Here is a 20,032-nt window from a genome sequence, read left to right as displayed (position 1 = left end):
TTTGGATTCATTCATAATCTAACCGTATGGCGTCGGCAAAAAAGGTGAAGCTATGTAGCATTTCTGATCTAAATGAGGGAGATATTAAAGGATTTAAAGTTGAAAATAAAAATATAATGGTTATAAAATTTAACGGTAAAATTTACGTTTATGATGCTTTATGTACTCATAAAAATTGTAATCTAGTTAGAATGGGACTACTAAAGGATAATAAAATAGTTTGTATTTGTCATAGTTCAGAGTTTAACATAGAGAGTGGAGAGCCGATAAATGGTTTAGCTAAAAAGCCTTTAATAAGATATGATTTTATAATTGAAGATGGTTCAGTTAATGTAATAATTCCTTAATTTTTAACATTTAATTCAAATAATTTTAACTGTTCCCAAATATGATTTCTCTTAAAAGTTTATTAACTAGAAATCTTACAATTACCTATGGCTAGAGAATTAAATAAGGAGCTAATCAAGGTAACCGGGTTATCCTCATTTGGAACATTAATAGAGTGGTATGATTTTTTCATCATAGCGTCAGTTGCCGCTACGGTGTGGCCATTATTATATTATCCTAAATCGGTTGGAGTTGCTGCTAGTGTTGCAGCCTCAATAGCTACATATGCTAGTGCGTTTTTCAGTAGACCTATAGGTGCTATGATATTTGGCCACTATGGGGATAAATTAGGGAGAAAACCCATGTTGATATGGACATTGGGTATCACATCATTAGGTATGATAGGACTGGCTTTAACTCCTACCTACGCTACTATTGGCTTTATAGCACCAATTCTTCTTCTAATTTTTAGATTGGTTGAAGGTATAGGTTTAGGTGGAGAATGGGGAGGAGCAGCCTCAGTGATAACTGAATTTTCCTTGAGATCGCGTAAAGTAGGTTACTGGACTAGTTGGATCCAAGCAACTACGGCTTTTGGTATTGTATTATCCATATTAGGAACTCTAATAGCACGTGAACTCATGCCTGCGAGTGAATTTGATAATTATGGTTGGAGGATACTTATAGGTATAGGGGCTATAGTACTAATAATAGGCGCCATAGTAAGATATTACATCTTTGAGAGTCCTCAGTTTCAGAAGATATTAAAAGAAGGTCAAGTTTTAAAAGCACCATTATCAGTGGCTTTTAAGAGTGATTGGAAGAGAATAATCCTAAGTGGTCTATGTTGGCCATTTATAGTAACATTAGTAGCTATTGAAATGTACCCTACCGGTCTAAGCTATATGTTAGAGCTAAAGGCTAACTTACTTACTGCATACTCAGCTGTATTAGTAGGGAACTTAGTACAAGCTTTAGCTATTATTTTGGGTGGTGCACTAAGTGATAGAGTAAATCGGAGGAAGTTAATCTTACTGATATCGAACGTGTTATCTATACTAGCTTCAGTTACCTTCTTTCCACTATTAAATTTTGGTAATGCTATGTGGTTCACAATTGCCTATTCATTTCTAGGATTTAGTATTGGCTTAGGCTTTGGTACTGTAGCTGCGTTGCTTACAGAACTTTATCCCACTAAGTATAGATATACTGCCTCTGGTTTCTCATTTCAACTAGGTGGTGTAATAGCAGGTATATATTCATCTTTGCTATTACCTACTGTAATTCTGATTTCTCACGGTCTAGTAAAAGCATGGCCTTTAATAGAGGTTTTATCGGTCTCAGTGTGTGTAATTGCGTTAATAGCTAACCTACTACTAAAGGAAAGTAAAGAGACTGAGTAATCATGTAGAAAATCTTTCTATTAATAATATTTTTATTAAATCTCGTGAATTTGTTTTTTAATACTGCACACTAGATTTGAAATTCCTCGTTTATAAGAATTCATGTTTTTCAGAACATGTAAGCTACAAGGTATATGAAATTATGTATAAACAAATGTCACGTCATTTATAAGAATAAAAGCTTATTAACAGAGGATCATTATAAATAAGTTGATGTCCAAGGATTTGCTTATAATAGATGTCCATTCTCATATATACACTAAAAGTTATGTAAATGTTCTAGAAAAATATGGGATGTTATCTATACTTTCTGATGATGTAGTGAGAATAGGTAAGGGAAAAAGGACCGCACTAATAGGCAAAGCCATAATTGACATGGAAAAAAGATTGAAAGAAATAGAGAAGTTCGGTTTTACTACATATCAAATTCTCAGTATTTCTAGACCATGGACTTACTTTTTACCTGAACAAGAAGAGATAAAAATAGCAAGAAGTATAAACAACGAGATCGCCGATATTGTAAATAAATATCCATATATGTTTGGAGGATTAGCCACCCTCCCATTAAATAGCGATATAAATTACAGTATTGAGGAAGCAGAGAGAGCTATTAAAGACCTTGGGTTAAATGGATTTATAATAGGTACGGGCATAGGTGATGAAACAATAGACTCACCCAAATTTGAGCCCCTCTTAGAGGTCATATCTAAATTAGATGTCCCGCTATTTATTCATCCTGGAAGTATGCCATTAGATAAGGTGATCAATGAAGACTACAGAACCGGTGAGCTAGTTAATTACTTGTTTGAAACTACTCATGTTCTCTCACGTATAATTTTGAGTGGAATTCTAGACAGATATAAGCTTAAAATTGTTGCAGCACATGGTGGAGGCTATATAACCTATCAATTTGGAAGATTGGACAGAGGCTATGAGATTTATCCTGATATAAGGGGAAGAATAAAGAGAAAGCCAAGCGAGTACTTAAAGGAAATATATTATGATTCTATTGTTTTCAGTAAGGAAGCTTTAGATCATCTAATAAAATTCGCTGGGAACGATCATGTAATGTTTGGAACTGATTATCCATTTAAGATATCGGATCCAGTAGGGATGAAAAACACATTAGAGTCCTTAAACCTCACAGAGGATGAATTGGGGCTAATATATGAGAAAAATGCTAAAAAAATATATAAATTAAGATTGTAAGCTACGTAGAGACCTTAGCTAAGTCCAAATCCTTAGTCTCTCTTGATAGCAATGTTACTATAAAGGATATGATAGCAATTCCACTAGTTGCAAAAACTATGGGGCTTATGGCGTTTATTATTCCTCCTAGCGAGGCTACTAATGAGGTATAGATAAAAGATATTGTAACACCACCATAAATACCATTTCCTATTTGGTATACTAAACTTGATGCTGAATATCTTATTTCAGTGGGGAAGTATTCAACAAACAAGTTAGTTAGAGCTGCGTTCCCAATTAATGCTATTAAATAAACTATAGATTCCATTGTTACGATTGCAGGAAATGCTCGAGTAGAATATATAAGGAGTGCTATATATAATAGTATTGCAGTACCTAATGTCGAGATCATAATTGTTTTCTTCCTACCTAAAATGTTAGATAGTACCCCACCTACCACAGGCCCTATAATACCTCCAGACACAGAGCCGATTAATATTATTTCTGTAATAAGAGAAGGCGGTACATGCACACCATGTTGAAGCTCTAACGCTCTAAAATAGCTTGGTAGGAAGGATTGAATTACTCCGGCTAAGGTAATTGGGACATACATTGCTATTAAAGCTAAAAGTAAGATAGTCTTCCATTTACTTTTTAAAGCCATAATTGCAGGAGAACCTTTTCTTTGTTTTATCCTATCTTTTTCTTGAAGGAAAAGTGGACTTTCACTTAACTTATATCTCATTATTGCGCCTAAAATGAGGAGAACAGCACCTATACCAAATAAGAGTCTCCATCCCCAACTAATAAGAGCAGAGGAAGGTAATATGTTAGCTGTTAAGGTGAATAATCCAGTTGAGAGAGCTATTCCTAAGGATCCTCCAAGTTGTACAAATCCACCACTCCATAAAGCGCGTAATTTAGATTGGTTTCCTACTTCAGAGATCCATGTAGCAGCACCACCTAATTCTCCACCAATTCCGACTCCAAACAATATCCTAAACAATATAATTAATGCGGGAGCTATGATGCCAATACTTGCATAAGATGGTACTAAAGCCACTCCAATCGTTCCTATACTAGCTATAAGTAAGGTCCATATTAGTGCTGATAATCTTCCTCTAGAATCTCCAAAATGTCCAAATATTAACGCACCAACAGGCCTTCCTATATATGAAATAGCATAAGCAGTGATAGATAATGCTAAAGCTAATGCAGGTATACTAGAAGGAAAGAAAAGAGTAGGCCAAATTGTAATTGCAGTTGCCCCTGCTAAGAAAAAATCGTAAAATTCAACCATAGTACCAATTAGACCTGCCATTGATGTTTTAACTACACTATACTTTACCATACTTAATCAAAAATAATAAATACTACTGTGGTATTAAAGTTTAGCTGATCAATAAAATAAAGTTTATTATATAATAAAATTGTTAATAATAGACCAAATCCCCAGTTAAGTTTGCAACCTAAGTAGTCATATTAGGTAGATCTCTATTTATTATTAGTCCGCTTAACTACTGAATTTTACGAAAATGTGGGCAGAAAGCCTCTATGCATGGAATGCCTGCAAAAAGTTTTAAAAGACCCTTCTTTAGGTAAAAACGCATTCTATGGGCTTCAGAACTAACTATTCATGAGATAGTTCCTTCGAGGCGGTAATTGTGACTCTTAGCATGAAGATTGGCTTCTCGTTTCTGTAGCTCATGATTAATCGTTATATGAAATATAAAAGATTCGTTCTACAGTGGTTATGTGAACGTAAAATCACTTCTTTTTTAAAAGAAGTACATAATGTTGTGTTATATGAGTGTGGTATGAGGATCATCGTGATTATATTGCTGTAATGAATCTTTATGGGATGGGTTCTCTGAGCCGCTCGACTGTCCTTAAAATGAGAGATGTATTCACGAATCAATAGGAGGATTTTTGCCATTTGATAGTGGGGAGAAGTCAGGTTAATATATAAGAACACTATAATATGTCGTTCAAAACGTAAAATTAACAAGAATTGATAAACCATTATTCCCAAATATATTTTAACATATACTTATGACAGTTTAAATATATTTTCACTAGTCAAATAATTCATGTATATACTATCTATAGCATTTTATTGAAAAAGTTTATATATTCATTCATTGAAAGAGTTTTTAATGTTAACTGGTGCAAAAATCATACTTAAGCTGTTAAGGGAATTTGGGGTTGAAAAAATATTTATGGTTGGTGGTACTGATCATGCTGCGTTAATTGAGGAGAAGGTAAAAGATCCTAATAATTTGCCAGATTTAGAAGAGGTTCCACATGAAATAGTTGCATCGTCTATGGCATTAGGGCAGTCTTTTCTAGGTAGAGTTGGAGTAGTATTAGTACATACTACTCCTGGAACTGCTAATGTTATAGGAATTCTAATGGATGCGTATACCATGCGACTTCCATTAATAGTATTGGCTGGGAAAAGTCCATATACTGAGAGAGGAAGTAGAGCAAGTAGAAATGTTAGGATTCATTGGCCCCAGGAAGTTGAGAACCAGACTGATATGGTAAAGCCATGGGTTAAATACGCTTTTGAGATTAGAAGAGTTGAACAGATTCCAGAAACCATATCAAGAGCATTTCAGATTGCTCTAAGTGAACCCAAGGGACCAGTTTATATTGTGTTTCCAAGAGAAATCACAGTAGAGGAGACAGAATATAGACGTGTCAAAATGGAGCCTTTTGAACCAGCTGCACCTAGGGCTCATTTAGAAAAAGCAAAGAAAATGATTAATGAGGCTGAAAGACCAATTATTATAACGTGGAATTCAGGTAGAAGAAAAGATTGGTTTGAATCTTTAGTTAACTTCGCTAATAAAACTAGAATACCAGTAATAAATTATATAGGGGGATATGTCAACTACCCCTCAAATGGTAGCATGGCTTTAGATAATATAGATCTATCTGAATCAGATTTACTAATAGTTGTAGAAAACGATGTACCTTGGATACCTAAAAAGCAAGAAATTAAGGGCAATGTAATAAGAGTTGATACAGATCCTTCATATACTAACATACCATTTTATGGCTTTCAGTGTGATTTATGTATTCAATCAACAGTCTCAGAATTCTTCGACAGATTGGTTAATGATATTAGGCCTAAAGATGATGAATGGATAATTAAGAAAAGGGAAAGGCAGATTAAGGAGAAAGGAGAAGAGGTTGAGAGGTTAAGGAAGAATAGGAAAATTCATCCTAGATATTTATCATATGAAATAGGAAAGATTGCTAAACAAGAAAAGGCGATAATAGTCAACGAATATGTTTTCAATCCTAAATATGCGGAATTAGATGAATTTGGTAGCTATTTAGGAGAACCCTCCGCTGGGTACTTAGGTTGGGGATTAGGAGCTTCCACGGGAATAAAATCGCTACTGCATGATAAGCTAGTTATTGTGACAGTAGGTGATGGTCAGTTTATTTTCGGTGTTCCGGAAGCCTTTTATTATGTAGCAGCTAAGTATCCCGTTTTAACAATAATTTATGATAATGCTGGATGGTTAGCAACTGAAAACGCTGTTAAAGAAGTTTACCCAGATGGTATGGCAGTCGCTAAGGGTTTATACCCTGGAACTAATTTCATTAGATACAATATTGGTCAAGGTATATTAGCATATAATGGTTATTATAAGCTGATAGAGAAACCAGAAGAGATTAAGGAGACGTTAACAGAGGCAGTAGAATATGTTAAGAAAGGAAAACCAGCAATAATACAAGCAATAGTGGAAAGGGTTAAAGCTTAAGTCAAATAAATACAAAGATTAATTATTTTTTCTAGGAGTGTTTAGAAATTCTGAGATCATGGTCTAGTACAGTTCTTTATAGGTAAAAATTTTAATAGTCAAATTATTAACCTTCCACATAGTGCAGTCATTTTGGTATAATTTCAAGGATTTAGGACCGAAATCAGGTATATAGCTTCGTAAAAACAAATTAATGGTAACATAACGACATTATGACCTTCCAAGAACTAAATCTCTTCATTTTCAGGAATTCAGATTAAGAATAACATAAAAACTATGAAAAATACTCACGGCATCATAAGAATTTTAGTGTGAAATTGTACATCAAATGTTAACATTGACAAAAATGTTTTATGAATATTTGTAAATTATTCAGAGTTAGAACGTAGTTTCCTTAAAGAGAATTAATTTAATTGGCGTTAATTTTGAGAAGCTCTATAAAGCAACTAAAAGCTAAAAATCATCTTCTTTTAATTTCAGGTATAATTTCATTGGCAAATAACTCTAGATTTTCCACATTATCTTCATAACTTATTGTAATCCAATCTATGTGTATTAAGAACGTATTAGCCTTAGTTATTTCTAAACTTTTCTTTACTTTAGTCGCTACTTCCTTTGGCTTACCTACTAATACACGTGCAGTAGTAGTCATGAAATTCACATCATCATATTTATAAAATTCCGGTGGAACGAATCCTTCGCCCTTTCTTACTTCTCCTATTTCATAACTTTTGATGTTCTTTCTCTCTTGTAAATCCAAAAAGGCACCTTTCAATTCCTTAAGCATGCTAGGTAATAATTTATTTACTTTTTCTTCGTTATTGCTAGTGAAGATGTATTTCTCAATTGCTAATCTAGGGTTACCGATACCAGAATAATTATTTCTATATGCATCAATTCTCTCCTTTAAGATCTCATCCCTGTCAATACCAGTAACTAGGTTTAAGCCATTCTGAGCAGCCCATATGGTAGTAGGTATTGTTCTTGTGGGTATCCAAATTGGTGGATGTGGCTTCTGAACATAAGGTATGAGTCTCTCTACGTCCTCAAACTTATAATAGTCTCCCTTAAAAGTAAACCTCTTTCCTTCAGCTGTGATCTTCATGAATCCCAGCAAAGCCGATGTAGCCTCTCTGCTCATCACTTTAGCAATCTTAGGATCTAAACCAAGCTCTTTAAGTTCAAGTTCACTTATTCCTCCAGTTAAGCCAACATCTAACCTTCCCTCACATAAATTATCGAGTAGTGCTAGTTCTTCTGCGAGGTGAAGAGGATTTCTAACGGGTATAACATAGGCTAAGGATCCTATCCTAATTTTCACTGTATGCTGGCAAGCTGCTGAGAGCAATACTCCTTCTGATGGATTTCCACCTAGCCTAGAAAAATGATGTTCAGCAAAGAAAAAATGTTCATATCCTAATTTCTCAGCCTCCCTGACGAGATTTAAATGATCTTTATAGTATTTTAAAAAATCAAAATTTGATAGATCTTGAGGTAAGATGGGATGTGTAAATACTCCAAAATGTATTTCATCTTCTTGCATAAGAAAATATACTTATAAAGATATATTTAAAGATTGTTCTATTAGTACTCTTAAAGTGTCATTATTTTTAGAAAGGGTTTTGCAGATTAACGATAATCTTTATAATACTCTCAGTTAAGTCAAAAGGTTATACTCTGAGGTACATAAATTTGCAATAAAACTTCACATATCACTTCACTCAGAGATGTCAAGTAATATATTTATTTTATAATATATTTGCCTAATTCAAAAATATCTATAAAATATAAAGCATTTATATATTAATTAAATTGATTAAAGGAAGACAAATCTAGCTTGTCTCAAGAAAGATTTTACGTTACAATGGGGACGAATTCGTTCGTGTATGTGTCATTAACTGTTAACGTACTGTTAGTGATCACGCCTATCTCTCGATAAGTATTTATAAGTACTTGTAATGCTGTTACGTTAATAGCTCCATTAGTAGAATATGTGTAGTTTTTGAATAAAACTATAGCTCCTTCAGAACCTATAATTCTCTGATAGTAGCTAGCAAGGAAACTTACTGTTTGATTATTAACATTCGACTCGTAGATTTGATTTGCTTTAAGTAATCCCATTACTACTGCCCTTACGGCATTCGGATGTTCTTTTAAGAAGCTTCTGCTTGTTACCACAGAATATGCAGGCCATTTTAGACTAAAGCTATAAACTACCTTTAAGGTGCCATTTTGAATTAGTTTGTATGCGTCAAATGGATTAACGTTTGCAAAAGTAGCCTTACCAGTTATTAAAGCCGCTATTTGACCTTGAAAAGAACCCACATATTCAAAATTAAAATGAAGATGATATTTATACTCTAGGTACTCATCGGTTATAGTAGGTAAAATGCCCGGTGATGGTTCGGCATCTTCCGTGTTATTTAACTGAAATAAGGAATTGATGGGTGTCTTTGAATTAACTACTAAATCTCTTACTGCTGGTGTGACCCTATATGTAGCTACGATTACAAGTGGTGCACCTTTAGAGATAGCAACAACTATCGAGTCCGTGCTAATTATGCCTACTTGTATTGTACCACTTTCTAATCCTTGGATTACTAACGTTGCAGTAGAGAAATCTTGTGTCTTAATATTAGGATCATATTCTTTAAGCATAGGTAAGAGTTGCGATTCAGTGAAACCCCAGGCTGATATATCCGGGTCATTACCTTGTAAAGCTCCAATAGTAACTGGAGTAGTTGATATTGGTTTTACTGATGTTACTACTTGTGATGATTTTTGCGTATAATAATATCCTAAAGTTCCACCAATTACAGCTACTATTATCATGATAACTACTATCATTATTAAAATTGATTTGCTAATACCTAATTTAACCTTTCTATTATTCATTATAATCACTAATAGTCATTACTTATATAAATTAATAAACCTATAGGAAATGAACCTAAGAACGTTCCTGTAAAAATAGCTACGTAATTAGCGCACTCTTATATGATGTATTAACGTTAATTTTGTAATAGATTCGTAATTTGTGGAATTTCTGAAAATTGAGGCTATTCTCTCTATCAGGGCTATTCATAGAATTATCGTCCGGTTTTCAAATGATACACACACTAATAGATTCGTGGACTTATAGTAATTAAGAAGTGTATCAACTTATCATTTTAGTTCATTTAATAAAACCAAATAAAAAACAGCTTGGCAGTTTAATCAAAGTTTGATCATTTTAAGTCTACTAGTAGAATAGGATTTATATTTAAATATTACTATAGAGGATTATGCCTTTCTTTATCTACTTTTATGTTACATCTAGAGTTTATCTATATTATTGGTAATTTAGACAAAAACACATAGTTCAAAGTAACCTTAATATTTGTCAGGGCCGGAAAATAGTGAGAATATTGTACGATACTTACATTTGTTGGCATTCGTCAACAGAAATTTTTAAATTATGTTTAGCTAGTTGCTATTTATGAGGCTTAAAGATAAGGTAGCTATAATTACTGGTGCAGCTGGTGATATAGGTAAAACTTTTTCTATCGCATTAGCAAAAGAGGGTTCAAATGTTGTATTAGTTGATATAGACTTTAATACCATTAATGAAACCGCAAGGAGTATAGAATCTATTGGAGTTAAAGCGATACCATTAAAGGTTGATGTTAGTGATGAAAATCAAGTAAATGACATGGCTAAAAGGATCTTTGACGAATTTGGACGGATAGATATCTTAGTTAACAATGCTGCAATATATGGTATGTTGGATAGAAAGAAATACTTTTACGAAATTTCAGTACAAGAATTTGAAAGGGTCCTAAGAGTTAATGTAATGGGGGTTTGGTTATGTTCAAAGGCTGTTTTTCCTTATATGAAAAAGCAGGGAAAGGGTAAAATAATAAACATCGCATCAGCTACAGTTTACTCTGGAACTACTGGTTTCGCTCATTATGTTGCATCTAAGGCAGCTGTGATAGGACTCACTAGGGTATTAGCAAGAGAAATGGGCGAGTACAACATTAATGTTAATGCAATAGCCCCAGGATTAACAGTGACAAAAGCAACACTTAAGTTAAATCAGCCAACCTATTTAGAGAGTCGTAAAGAAACTAGATCAATTAAAAGGGATCAAACACCAGAAGATCTAGTAGGCACACTAATATTTTTAGCATCTGATGACAGTGACTTCATAACGGGTCAAACAATTGTAGTTGATGGTGGAAGCGTATTTTTATGAAAAATTATCAAAGGTTATTTTAATACAAAAGTTCCTAATCTTTTTCTTTAACTGTTGAGATTATTAATGCACCTACTAAATACGAGAATAACATAGTTTCAAAGAGTGCTCTAAATCCAAGGAGTGACAATATTAAACCCAATATGATACTCCAAATGGCTCCAGATGTATAATTTATCATATAGTACAGACTAAAGGCACTATCTCTACGTTCATCTTTAATTATGTCAGAAAGCAGGGCTTGAGAGAGTGGATCTTCATTAAATAAGAACATTCCAATTATAAGCAACGCTATGATGATTCCTAATATATTGTGTCCAGTTAATAGTAGAATTATAGAACCTGATGCGGACATTGCCAATGAAGGTATTATTATGAGTTTTCTACTTCCTAATATATCAGAGATATGAGCACCTAATATTGGGGATATTACGCTTCCCGCTGCTAATATAGTATAAAGTCCCCCAACTATTTGTGATGAGAGATGTAAATAATTGACTAGATAAAGGGGTATAAAAGTTAATGCTACTCCTAACCCTCTACCTCCAGCTATTATAGATCTAGCAGCATATAATTTAAGTATATTTGTATCTTTAAGTACTTTAATATAAGATTTAGCCACCTTTCTTTGCTCGATAGTAATAGATTTCCTATCTTCTACTAATAACATCACTAAAATGCCAAATATAAAACCTGGTATGCCAAAAATAAATAAGGCATCTCTCCAACCTAAGATTGGTATCAGAAAACCAATTATTAAAGGAGCGATCAACGTACCTATATTACCAGCAGAAGTGTGAATTGTCAGTGCTTTTCCTCTCTCCCTCCTTTCGAACCAGTCTGAGATTAGAGATGACGCAGTAGGATGTTGTGGGCTAGAGCCGATAGCTCCCAATATCCTGAAGGTAGAAAATAAAGGAAATGAACTAGAGAATGCTGTAGCGATCATGGTTAATCCTACCATTACATTTCCGCCTCCACATAGATACTTTCTTTTTATATAGTTTGATAATAAGCCATAAACTCCTTGTAGTAAACCGTTTATTAGATTTACAGCTCCCAATAATAATCCTAGGTCAGCATAAGTTATATTAAAGTAATTTATAACATATGGGTAAACTAGTGAATACGCACTTACTTGTATGTGAGTTTCTGCATGTGCAGCTGATACTAGAGAAAGGCCAAACCATTTTTTCAATTTAGCTTGCATATGAGAAAATGTAATGAGATCACATTTAAAAACCTCACTTTTGAAAGTTACTAGATGCAATCAAATTTAAAAGGCCTTAAATTTAACGCATACATAACCATTATCGATGACACCGAAGATGAAAAATTTAGAATTGCTATTAAGGATAACATGTATACTAAAGGTTTAAGAACTACCGCTGCCTCAAAAGTACTTTACAACTTCATACCCGACTATGATGCTACAGTAGTAGCTAAGCTAAAAAAGGATACTAGGATTAAAATAGTTGCAAAGACTAATATGCACGAATTTGCAATAGGTGGAACAAACACATCAAGTATATTTGGCCCTACGATAAATCCAAACGATCCAGAGCTAATAACCGGAGGTTCCAGTGGAGGTTCAGCAGTAGCTGTTGCTGTAGGTGATGTTAATGCAGCGTTAGGAACAGATACTAGGGGATCGATAAGAATTCCAGCAGCGTTTTGTGGTGTATATGGATTTAAACCAACTTTTGGAAGGATAAGCAATTATGGAATAATTCCGGTTAGTTGGAGTTTAGACCATGTCGGAATTTTAAGTAGAGAGGTTGACAGTATAAGAAAAGTATATAATATTTTAAAGGGATATGATCCTAACGATACCAATACGATGATAAATCTGATTGTTAATGAGAAAAGAAAAGGGGAGAAAGTGAAGAGAATAGGTATAATAAAAGAGCTCACTGAGGATTGTGATACTAAGACCGATTTCATGAGATTCATGGATAAATTAGGTTTAGATGTTGAAGAAATTAGTATCCCCTTATTACCAATTTCCATTGAAGTCTTGGATAAATTTAGAGCTGAGACTGCCTATTATCATTCTCAATTTTTAAAGGACCATGAAAATGATTATTTCCCAGACGTTTTAGCGTCAATAAAGCAAGGATTTAGTGTAAGTGGAGTTGACTACGTGAGAGTTATCATGAATAGGGACGAGATGATAAAAGAGTTCGTAAAGATTTTCAATAAATACGATTTATTAGCATGTCCTACAGTCCCAATCTACCCTCCCAAGGTTAAAGACATTTTAGAGAATTATACCAGTCACTTGCTGAAGTTTAGGAAGATGTTAACTAGGAATACCTCCTCATTTAACTTCTTAAAAGTGCCAGCTATTTCAGTTCCAATAAATAAGTTTGTAGGAGCTCAATTTATAGCTGATATAGGGTGCGATGAATATCTTTTAAACTTCGTATCATCATTAAGTGTCTAAAACCTCTTCTGCAAATACTTCTTCAATTTCTAATTTATTTGGTATTAACCCTTGTTTATACATGTAAGAGATGAATTTATCGATAGTCTTTCTATTTGCCTTTACTCCATATGGCCAATAATCTTTTCCCATTAACTTAGTGATCTTTTCCATTTCATATTCTAGCCAAGGATGCATAAATGTATTGACACCAGTCACTCTTAGTTCCTCATAAGCTATCTCCTTAGCTTTAAGGAATGCATCGTATAATGCTTTAGCTAGCCATCTGTTTTTCTCATACACATCTCTTCTAATTACTAGAAGATGCATAATGGGGAATATTCCCTCTTCCCTATAGTATTTTAAGTCTTCCTCAATGTAATTATCAAAAAGTCTCTTTACCTTATTTGTAGTATAATATGTTGTGGGAATTTGAGCGTGATACAGTGCATCTATCTCACCTTCAGCTAACATTTCAGATAACACCTTACCTTCTGGAGCTTTTACTATTTTAATATCTTTCCTATAGACTTCGGTAGAGTCTAGTTGTGGAACATAAATGTAATATTTATTGATAGACTTTTCCCTTTCCATGGGTCCTAAAACGTAAGTTACTGACTCTACAGGAACTCCATACTTCTCCTCTAAAATTCCTCTAATCCACACAGAAGCAGTATGTCTAAATTCCGGTATTCCAACCTTTCTCCCCTTTAGGTCTTCTGGTTTCTTTATGCCTGACTCGCTATTAATAAAGATATAACCTAATCTGAACTTTCTGGAAAGGAAAACGGGTATTCCAACAAATGGCTTTTCCTTAGTGAATAGAGTACTGATGTATGCAGAAAGAGACATTTCTGAGGCATCAAACTCCTTATTGCCCAACATTCTTCTAAATACTTCTTGTACCCATAACTTCTTCAGATTTATTTCTACCCCATCTATTTTAACTTCTCCAGTTAAAAACGGCTTTACTCTATCATAACTCCAACACGCAATTGTTAAAGTTAGGTCAGACATCAAACTAAATGTCATAGCCAAAATATAAAAACCTTTATGGACCCTTTATTATAAGGGTTCTTTAGAAAGAGTTACCCCAATGAACACGGTAATCCTAGCACAATTATTACTCCAATATAAAAACATTAAGCCCAAATCCTAGCACAATACATACTAGGGATACCAATAAACTAACTCCCACTACCAAAATCGACAACATACTACTACATAAAACAAACTCCCTATTATAGGAAAGCAATAGAAGTTCAATTATACATTAAACTATTCAAATATAATTATTATGATAATATACAATCACCTCGTGAAAAGCACCCATAAAAATATTAAGATGTTACATTAAGAAAGAAAAATTAGATTATTGCTATTGGATTCAAAGGTGATGCTGTGGCTCCGGTTAATCTTAATGGTAATATCACTAGGACAAATTCTTGTCTACCATTTAGAGCTTTTACTAGGTTTTCCAGGTTCATGTTATCTATAATCGGTATTCCATTTTCAGCTATTAGATATCTATGCACTGGTAGATAAGTTTTCATACCTTTTCTTACATATTCGGTTCTAGGAGCATCACTTCCTACAACTCCAAACCCTTTACTTACGATCCATTTAGCAGCATCTATACCTATTCCTGGCTCTTCATCTGCCCCATCCTTACTGAATCCTGTATATATTATTGCAGCATCTCCTTTCTCGACATTAACTTTTAGTTTTCTCTCTAAATCCTGTCCAGTAATTTCCCTATCTAGTCCGATCTCAGAGACATCTATAAATATTCCTCGAGTAAATATTGGAGGTATTGTTGTTATGTCCAAATCTTTATAGCCATCCACATCAGCTCTCATAGTCTTTATGTCTATACCACCAAATAATTTGCCCTTTTCTGATACGTGATTTAACGCGTCTATATGTGTGCCAGTATGATCGCACATGTTTAATCTAACGTTTGCAAAACCCGATCCTTCTGGAATGTCCAAATCCTTGTATCTCCTTTTAGCATCGTCATAGTACAGATGCTTCCCTATATAAACGGGGCCATGACCAAAATAATACGATCCATTCTTTATGGTTTTCCCTAGTTCTATTATCTCTCCCTTATCAATTAGTTTTAATAAATCCTTCATTCTTTTTACCTTATACGATACATTTGTATTTTCGTATTGGAAGAGACTAAGGAAGTGATCGAGTATTGAAGACATTTTTATTCACAGCTTCATAAATGGAAAGCATACTATTAAGTGTTTCTTCTATAATTTTGAGAAAAATTATGCAAGTAACTAAATATATTTTAGTAATCACGATCTCATTAAATCCCTATGGTTTATAAATACTTCACGTCACATTAAATGAGAGAAAACAATTTTAAAAAATAAATAAAGCAAATTACATTTCCAGTTGCTTTCCCTTAGTCTCCGGCAATAAGAAGAGAATCCCTAAGCAGATAATCGACGCAACTAATCCAGGTATGAAGGACCCTTCAAAAATGTATTCTAGTCCTTTCGCGTTAGTTATGAGAGAAGGTATAATAATACTAGAAATGATACCGTTTATCAGAACTCCTATTTGTGCAGTTAAGCCAGTTCCAGAATATCGTAGATTTGCGGGAAACATTTCGGCAAACCACACGAAAGTCACCCCCACAGCTATCCATCCACTAAACTCCATGAGCTCTGTGGCTATTAGTGCCAAAATTCCATTTCCAGATCCCATTAATAATATGTAAGGATAGGAGAAGAGAATAGATAAGACAATCGCTATTAGCATTGTTCTCTTTCTTCCTATATAATCGCTTACTATGCCACCAATTATTGCCCCTAATAGAGCCCCAGAAAAATAAGCTAGAGCTATTATGGTTGGTGCGAAAATTCTAGGCGGAAGGCCAAAAGTATTTACTAACTGTGATCTTGAGATGAACGCTTGCGGAATCGGGCCTCCGAAAAGTACCCCTATTAATGATTGAAAGAAATACATAAAGGATGCACCGAGTATAATTAAACCTGATCTCCCCTTTAGAACTTGCAAAGCAGGCATATGGACTATCTTACCTTTCTCTATAATTTGCTTAAATATGGGACTCTCCAACATCCTAAACCTTATTATTGCTCCTACTATTGCTATTATTGCACCAGCTAGATATGGAATTCTCCAACCAATTGTAAGAAAAGATGTTCCATGATAGTACAAGCTAGAAAACGTAAATGCTAATCCTGCTGCGCCTATGCCTATTGATTGGAGGGAACCAAGTAAAGAACCATATCTCCCCCTTACTGATCTCTTACCTTGTGCTTCAGCGTGCTCTATAACCCAAACAGATGCTCCGCCAAATTCTCCACCTAAAGACATACCTAATAATAGCCTAAAAATGAAAAGCAATATTACGGCAAGTATACCTATAGAAGCATAGGTGGGAAGGAGCCCCGTCCCTAACACTGAAACTGTTGTAAGAAGAATAGAAAGCGTTAGAGAAGTTATTCTTCCTCTGGTATCTCCTAGATGACCAAAAACAAAAGCTCCTACTGGTCTAGTTATATACCCGACTCCAAAGGCTATTATTGAGAGAGTAGTAGCTAAAGCTGGTGATTTAGCTAATGGCCCAAAGAATATAATAGGCCATACTATAGCCGCCGCTGTTGCTGATATAAAGAATTCATAAAAATCTATCATATTACCTAATCCAGCAGCTACCGAAATTCTTATAAGATTTTCTTTACTTATAGAATCTTTATCTCTACTATCCATTGTAGATTTATTTTACAATCTAAATATATAAGCGTTACTAATTATCAAATTTGTGAAATGTGATCATAATGTCCTCATATTGGTATAAAATGAATCACCCTAAAATTTCATATATTGATTAAGTAAATATCACAATATAAGGTTATGAGTGGAAATCATAGTTCCTTTGAATTTATAACTTAATAACGACACTATGAAAGTGCTAAAGTAATTTTTATGCGTGTTAATTACAAGTTTTATCTAATAACAACCATAATAGTCTTTATAGGGAATAGGCAATATAATTTTCTTTTGCAAGAACTCAAATTTAGTTTAAACGACTTGTCATTAGTTAATATTAATGGTGAATATCTTATGAGCTATAATAACTAAGTGATTTTAATTTCATGCATTTAAATCTGTTAAAAATTCTCAAAAATATTTTTTTGGTCTATCTAATATTGCACAAGAGTTAATTAAATTAATTTTTTAGAGTTAATTTTAACTCAGTACTTAGATATTATACAGTACATTAACGTTTATATAAGACTTTAAACAAATGTATTCTGATGGAAGGAGTTAGCTTTGGAATTTTTGATCACATGGATTGGCGAGATGATAATATAAGAGAATTAATTAGGGAAAAATTAGAGCTAGTAAAAATATATGAGAAATTCGGATTTTATGGGATTCATTTAGCTGAACACCATTTTACTCAGTTAAGTGTAAATGTTAATCCTGGTTTGTTTTTAGCTTCAGCTTCCCAGTTAACTTCTAAATTAAGACTATGTACCTTAGCCTATGTCGTACCCACATATCATCCACTTAGATTAGCGGAGGAGATCTCATTACTTGATAATTTAACTGGAGGAAGATTAGAGATAGGGTTTACAAATGGTATTAATATGTTAGAGCTTAAACAATATGGCCTAGAAATTAACACAGCTAGAGAGATGGGTAAAGAAGCTGTAGATATTATCCTAAAATATTTCGTTGGTAAGCCCTTAACCTTTATTGGCAATTATTATAAATTAGAAGACGTAGAACCAGTATTACTTCCCCTTCAAAAACCTCATCCCCCAATATGGATACCTACAAGAAATATAAATACTGTACCTTGGATAGCCAAGAATGGCTTTAATATTGCAACTGGGCTCGGAGAACTGGAGGAAGCTAAACAAATACTTGGAAAATATAGAAGTGTATATAGAGAAAATGAATTAAGGAAAGAGGATTCTAATCCTCCAAAATTAGCTTTGCAGAGAATAGTTTATGTTTCTACGACTGATGAGAAAGCAAGGGCAGATGTAGTTCCTGCAATAAGGAAATTTGCTGAAAATATAACCTATATCTCTAGGAAATACGGAAGCGAGTATATAGGCCATAGGCCCAGTAGCGAATATAAACAATTATCAGTTTCGCAATTATTAGATGTCGATTATCAATTATCGCATGATATAGTGATAGCTGGTTCGCCTAGGACGGTAACTGAAAAAATAAAGAAATCACTTGATGAAACTGGTGCGAACTATTTTATGGCTCAAATTTCCTTTGGAAGCTTAACCTTTAATCAAGTTATAGAAAGTTTAACATTATTTCATGATGAGGTGATGCCTTCGTTCATTAAAAAGTGATTTATTATTGATGATGAGATAAAGATAATTTACGTTATAAAATACCTCCTTATATGCAGTAATCCAACTTTAGAGAATCATTTATATTAACGTCTTTGAAGACTAATCCATAATAATCTTAAATTTAATTAGCTTAGCAAAGCTTATGCCTATTTTTATTAAAATTAAAAAGTCTGCAAAGAAATTTTAAAATAGAACAGAAAAAGTTATATTCTAAGCAGTTGTCTGGCGTTTTTACTGAAAATTTTTTCTTGATTGTAATCATCCAATTTAAGCTCTATTACACTATTCAATATATCCCTTGTCCATCTCTCACCTTTCTCTGGGCCAAATGGATAATCTGTAGCAAACACCATGTGATCAATGCCGTAAAACTCGTAAGAAGCCCTTAAAGCCGAAGTATTTCCATTCAGTACTGTATCTACATAAAAGTTGTTCTTAAAATATTCAATGGGATGTTTATTTAATTTTCTAAAAGTCTCTCCACCATAAACCTCAGGATATTCCACAGCCTCATCGTAAAATCCCTCTATTCTTTTGCTGAAGAAAGGTATCATAGCGCCTGCGTGATGAATTACGAACTTAAGATTAGGATATCTATCTAGAATGCCACTGAAAACTACTCTAGCCATAGCTAAACTGGTATCATAAGGCCAGCCTAACATCTGAATTAATCTATATTCCCTTGCCCATGGATAAGAGTTCCCATAAGGAGGATTAGTAGGGTGAATGAAGACTGGCAAATTCTGAGAGGACATAAATTGATAAAATGAATCCATTTCGTCTGCATCAACTGGCTTTCCCACTAAGTTACTCAGAATCATAACTCCCTTAAAGCCTAAATCTCTGATAGATCGCTTGACCTCATCTATGAAACCTTCATATATGGCTGGGAGAACACCTATTCCTATAAACTTATCTGGGTACTTATTTACTATTTCTGCTAAAGAATCATTAGCCACTCTAACTAGTTTAGGCAAATCACGATTTTGTACCACATTCCATAGATCACCTGTGGGACCTAAAGTTAGTACCTCAATATCTATTCCAAATTTATTCATATATCTTATCCTATATTCTGGATCAGAAAAATACGTGAACTCGTCTTTTACATTAGTTTCTATTAGTCTTAGAAAGTGCACTACCATACTTTTTACATATTCTTGTATAAATTTCTTAGGTGTGATATGACAGAAGATGTCTATCCTCTCAAATTTCCCCATATTTTTTTACTAGTGTTGCCGGCTAATAAGTTTAAAATGTTATCAATTTAGGTTTACCAATGGTATATGCCTCTAATTTATTTG

General features: G+C 33.8%; 15 protein-coding genes. 7 read left to right on the top strand and 8 right to left on the bottom strand.

Annotated elements, in window-relative coordinates:
• The first annotated feature begins 26 nt into the window (after nt 1-26).
• The 3 genes from V6M85_RS03605 to V6M85_RS03595 all read left to right on the top strand — a co-directional run bounded on the left by V6M85_RS03605 (nt 27) and on the right by V6M85_RS03595 (nt 2,939).
• Entirely contained in the window at nt 27-347 is a 321-nt protein-coding gene (locus V6M85_RS03605) for a Rieske (2Fe-2S) protein (RefSeq protein WP_338603086.1), read from the top strand.
• 87 nt (nt 348-434) lie between these two features.
• Nucleotides 435-1,730 (top strand): MFS transporter, encoded by a 1,296-nt coding sequence (locus V6M85_RS03600; RefSeq protein ID WP_338603083.1) that lies wholly within the window; start codon nt 435-437, stop codon nt 1,728-1,730.
• Nucleotides 1,731-1,943: 213 nt separating this feature from the next.
• Nucleotides 1,944-2,939: an amidohydrolase family protein gene (locus V6M85_RS03595; protein ID WP_338603081.1), complete on the top strand. Its 996-nt coding sequence runs from the start codon at nt 1,944-1,946 to the stop codon at nt 2,937-2,939.
• 1 nt (nt 2,940) lies between these two features.
• Here the strand turns inward: V6M85_RS03595 and V6M85_RS03590 are convergent, their stop codons facing one another.
• Nucleotides 2,941-4,269 carry an MFS transporter gene (locus tag V6M85_RS03590; RefSeq protein WP_338603079.1) on the bottom strand — a complete coding sequence of 443 codons (1,329 nt, stop codon included), beginning with the start codon at nt 4,267-4,269 and terminating at the stop codon, nt 2,941-2,943.
• An 805-nt stretch (nt 4,270-5,074) separates the two neighbouring features.
• On the opposite strand from V6M85_RS03590, the gene V6M85_RS03585 reads away from it, so the two are divergent.
• Complete coding sequence (locus V6M85_RS03585; protein WP_338603076.1) at nt 5,075-6,697, top strand: thiamine pyrophosphate-requiring protein; 1,623 nt, start codon at nt 5,075-5,077, stop codon at nt 6,695-6,697.
• A gap of 460 nt (nt 6,698-7,157) precedes the next feature.
• Here the strand turns inward: V6M85_RS03585 and V6M85_RS03580 are convergent, their stop codons facing one another.
• The gene (locus V6M85_RS03580) at nt 7,158-8,240 is read right to left on the bottom strand and encodes an LLM class flavin-dependent oxidoreductase (RefSeq protein ID WP_338603074.1); all 1,083 of its coding nucleotides are present in this window, start codon (nt 8,238-8,240) and stop codon (nt 7,158-7,160) included.
• A 311-nt stretch (nt 8,241-8,551) separates the two neighbouring features.
• Nucleotides 8,552-9,592: an ABC transporter substrate-binding protein gene (locus V6M85_RS03575; protein WP_338603072.1), complete on the bottom strand. Its 1,041-nt coding sequence runs from the start codon at nt 9,590-9,592 to the stop codon at nt 8,552-8,554.
• A gap of 583 nt (nt 9,593-10,175) precedes the next feature.
• Here V6M85_RS03575 and V6M85_RS03570 point away from each other — a divergent pair.
• Nucleotides 10,176-10,934, top strand: a complete 759-nt coding sequence (locus V6M85_RS03570; RefSeq protein ID WP_338603069.1) for a 3-oxoacyl-ACP reductase family protein — start codon at nt 10,176-10,178, stop codon at nt 10,932-10,934.
• 34 nt (nt 10,935-10,968) lie between these two features.
• On the opposite strand, the gene V6M85_RS03565 is transcribed toward V6M85_RS03570, so the two are convergent.
• Nucleotides 10,969-12,144, bottom strand: a complete 1,176-nt coding sequence (locus V6M85_RS03565; RefSeq protein WP_338603067.1) for an MFS transporter — start codon at nt 12,142-12,144, stop codon at nt 10,969-10,971.
• Nucleotides 12,145-12,198: 54 nt separating this feature from the next.
• On the opposite strand from V6M85_RS03565, the gene V6M85_RS03560 reads away from it, so the two are divergent.
• Entirely contained in the window at nt 12,199-13,380 is a 1,182-nt protein-coding gene (locus V6M85_RS03560; RefSeq protein WP_338603065.1) for an amidase, read from the top strand.
• Here V6M85_RS03560 and V6M85_RS03555 read toward each other — a convergent pair.
• The 3 genes from V6M85_RS03555 to V6M85_RS03545 form a co-directional block, all read right to left on the bottom strand.
• Entirely contained in the window at nt 13,369-14,376 is a 1,008-nt protein-coding gene (locus V6M85_RS03555) for an ABC transporter substrate-binding protein (protein WP_338603063.1), read from the bottom strand. The two genes, V6M85_RS03560 and V6M85_RS03555, sit on opposite strands and share 12 nt — an antisense overlap.
• 350 nt (nt 14,377-14,726) lie before the next feature.
• The gene (locus V6M85_RS03550; protein WP_338603062.1) at nt 14,727-15,572 is read right to left on the bottom strand and encodes a cyclase family protein; all 846 of its coding nucleotides are present in this window, start codon (nt 15,570-15,572) and stop codon (nt 14,727-14,729) included.
• A 184-nt stretch (nt 15,573-15,756) separates the two neighbouring features.
• Nucleotides 15,757-17,112 carry an MFS transporter gene (locus V6M85_RS03545; RefSeq protein ID WP_338603059.1) on the bottom strand — a complete coding sequence of 452 codons (1,356 nt, stop codon included), beginning with the start codon at nt 17,110-17,112 and terminating at the stop codon, nt 15,757-15,759.
• A 548-nt stretch (nt 17,113-17,660) separates the two neighbouring features.
• On the opposite strand from V6M85_RS03545, the gene V6M85_RS03540 reads away from it, so the two are divergent.
• Nucleotides 17,661-18,725 (top strand): LLM class flavin-dependent oxidoreductase, encoded by a 1,065-nt coding sequence (locus V6M85_RS03540; RefSeq protein ID WP_338603057.1) that lies wholly within the window; start codon nt 17,661-17,663, stop codon nt 18,723-18,725.
• 206 nt (nt 18,726-18,931) lie between these two features.
• Here the strand turns inward: V6M85_RS03540 and V6M85_RS03535 are convergent, their stop codons facing one another.
• On the bottom strand, nt 18,932-19,948 hold the full coding sequence (locus tag V6M85_RS03535; protein ID WP_338603055.1) for an amidohydrolase family protein: 1,017 nt from the start codon (nt 19,946-19,948) through the stop codon (nt 18,932-18,934).
• Nucleotides 19,949-20,032: the final 84 nt, after the last annotated feature.

This window comes from Sulfolobus tengchongensis, from assembly GCF_036967215.1.
In the GTDB taxonomy this organism is placed as follows: domain Archaea; phylum Thermoproteota; class Thermoprotei_A; order Sulfolobales; family Sulfolobaceae; genus Saccharolobus; species Saccharolobus tengchongensis_A.
This window is presented reverse-complemented; position numbering and strand designations above follow the sequence as displayed.

Bases quoted from the DNA above. Each gene is read 5' to 3' on its own strand.
- V6M85_RS03545 (WP_338603059.1), bottom strand. From the start codon at position 17,112: ATGGATAGTAGAGATAAAGATTCTATAAGTAAAGAAAATCTTATAAGA.
- V6M85_RS03585 (WP_338603076.1), top strand. From the start codon at position 5,075: ATGTTAACTGGTGCAAAAATCATACTTAAGCTGTTAAGGGAATTTGGG.
- V6M85_RS03590 (WP_338603079.1), bottom strand. From the start codon at position 4,269: ATGGTAAAGTATAGTGTAGTTAAAACATCAATGGCAGGTCTAATTGGT.
- V6M85_RS03575 (WP_338603072.1), bottom strand. From the start codon at position 9,592: ATGAATAATAGAAAGGTTAAATTAGGTATTAGCAAATCAATTTTAATA.
- V6M85_RS03605 (WP_338603086.1), top strand. From the start codon at position 27: ATGGCGTCGGCAAAAAAGGTGAAGCTATGTAGCATTTCTGATCTAAAT.
- V6M85_RS03550 (WP_338603062.1), bottom strand. From the start codon at position 15,572: ATGTCTTCAATACTCGATCACTTCCTTAGTCTCTTCCAATACGAAAAT.
- V6M85_RS03540 (WP_338603057.1), top strand. From the start codon at position 17,661: ATGGAAGGAGTTAGCTTTGGAATTTTTGATCACATGGATTGGCGAGAT.
- V6M85_RS03600 (WP_338603083.1), top strand. From the start codon at position 435: ATGGCTAGAGAATTAAATAAGGAGCTAATCAAGGTAACCGGGTTATCC.
- V6M85_RS03565 (WP_338603067.1), bottom strand. From the start codon at position 12,144: ATGCAAGCTAAATTGAAAAAATGGTTTGGCCTTTCTCTAGTATCAGCT.
- V6M85_RS03555 (WP_338603063.1), bottom strand. From the start codon at position 14,376: ATGTCTGACCTAACTTTAACAATTGCGTGTTGGAGTTATGATAGAGTA.
- V6M85_RS03580 (WP_338603074.1), bottom strand. From the start codon at position 8,240: ATGCAAGAAGATGAAATACATTTTGGAGTATTTACACATCCCATCTTA.
- V6M85_RS03560 (WP_338603065.1), top strand. From the start codon at position 12,199: ATGCAATCAAATTTAAAAGGCCTTAAATTTAACGCATACATAACCATT.
- V6M85_RS03535 (WP_338603055.1), bottom strand. From the start codon at position 19,948: ATGGGGAAATTTGAGAGGATAGACATCTTCTGTCATATCACACCTAAG.
- V6M85_RS03570 (WP_338603069.1), top strand. From the start codon at position 10,176: ATGAGGCTTAAAGATAAGGTAGCTATAATTACTGGTGCAGCTGGTGAT.
- V6M85_RS03595 (WP_338603081.1), top strand. From the start codon at position 1,944: ATGTCCAAGGATTTGCTTATAATAGATGTCCATTCTCATATATACACT.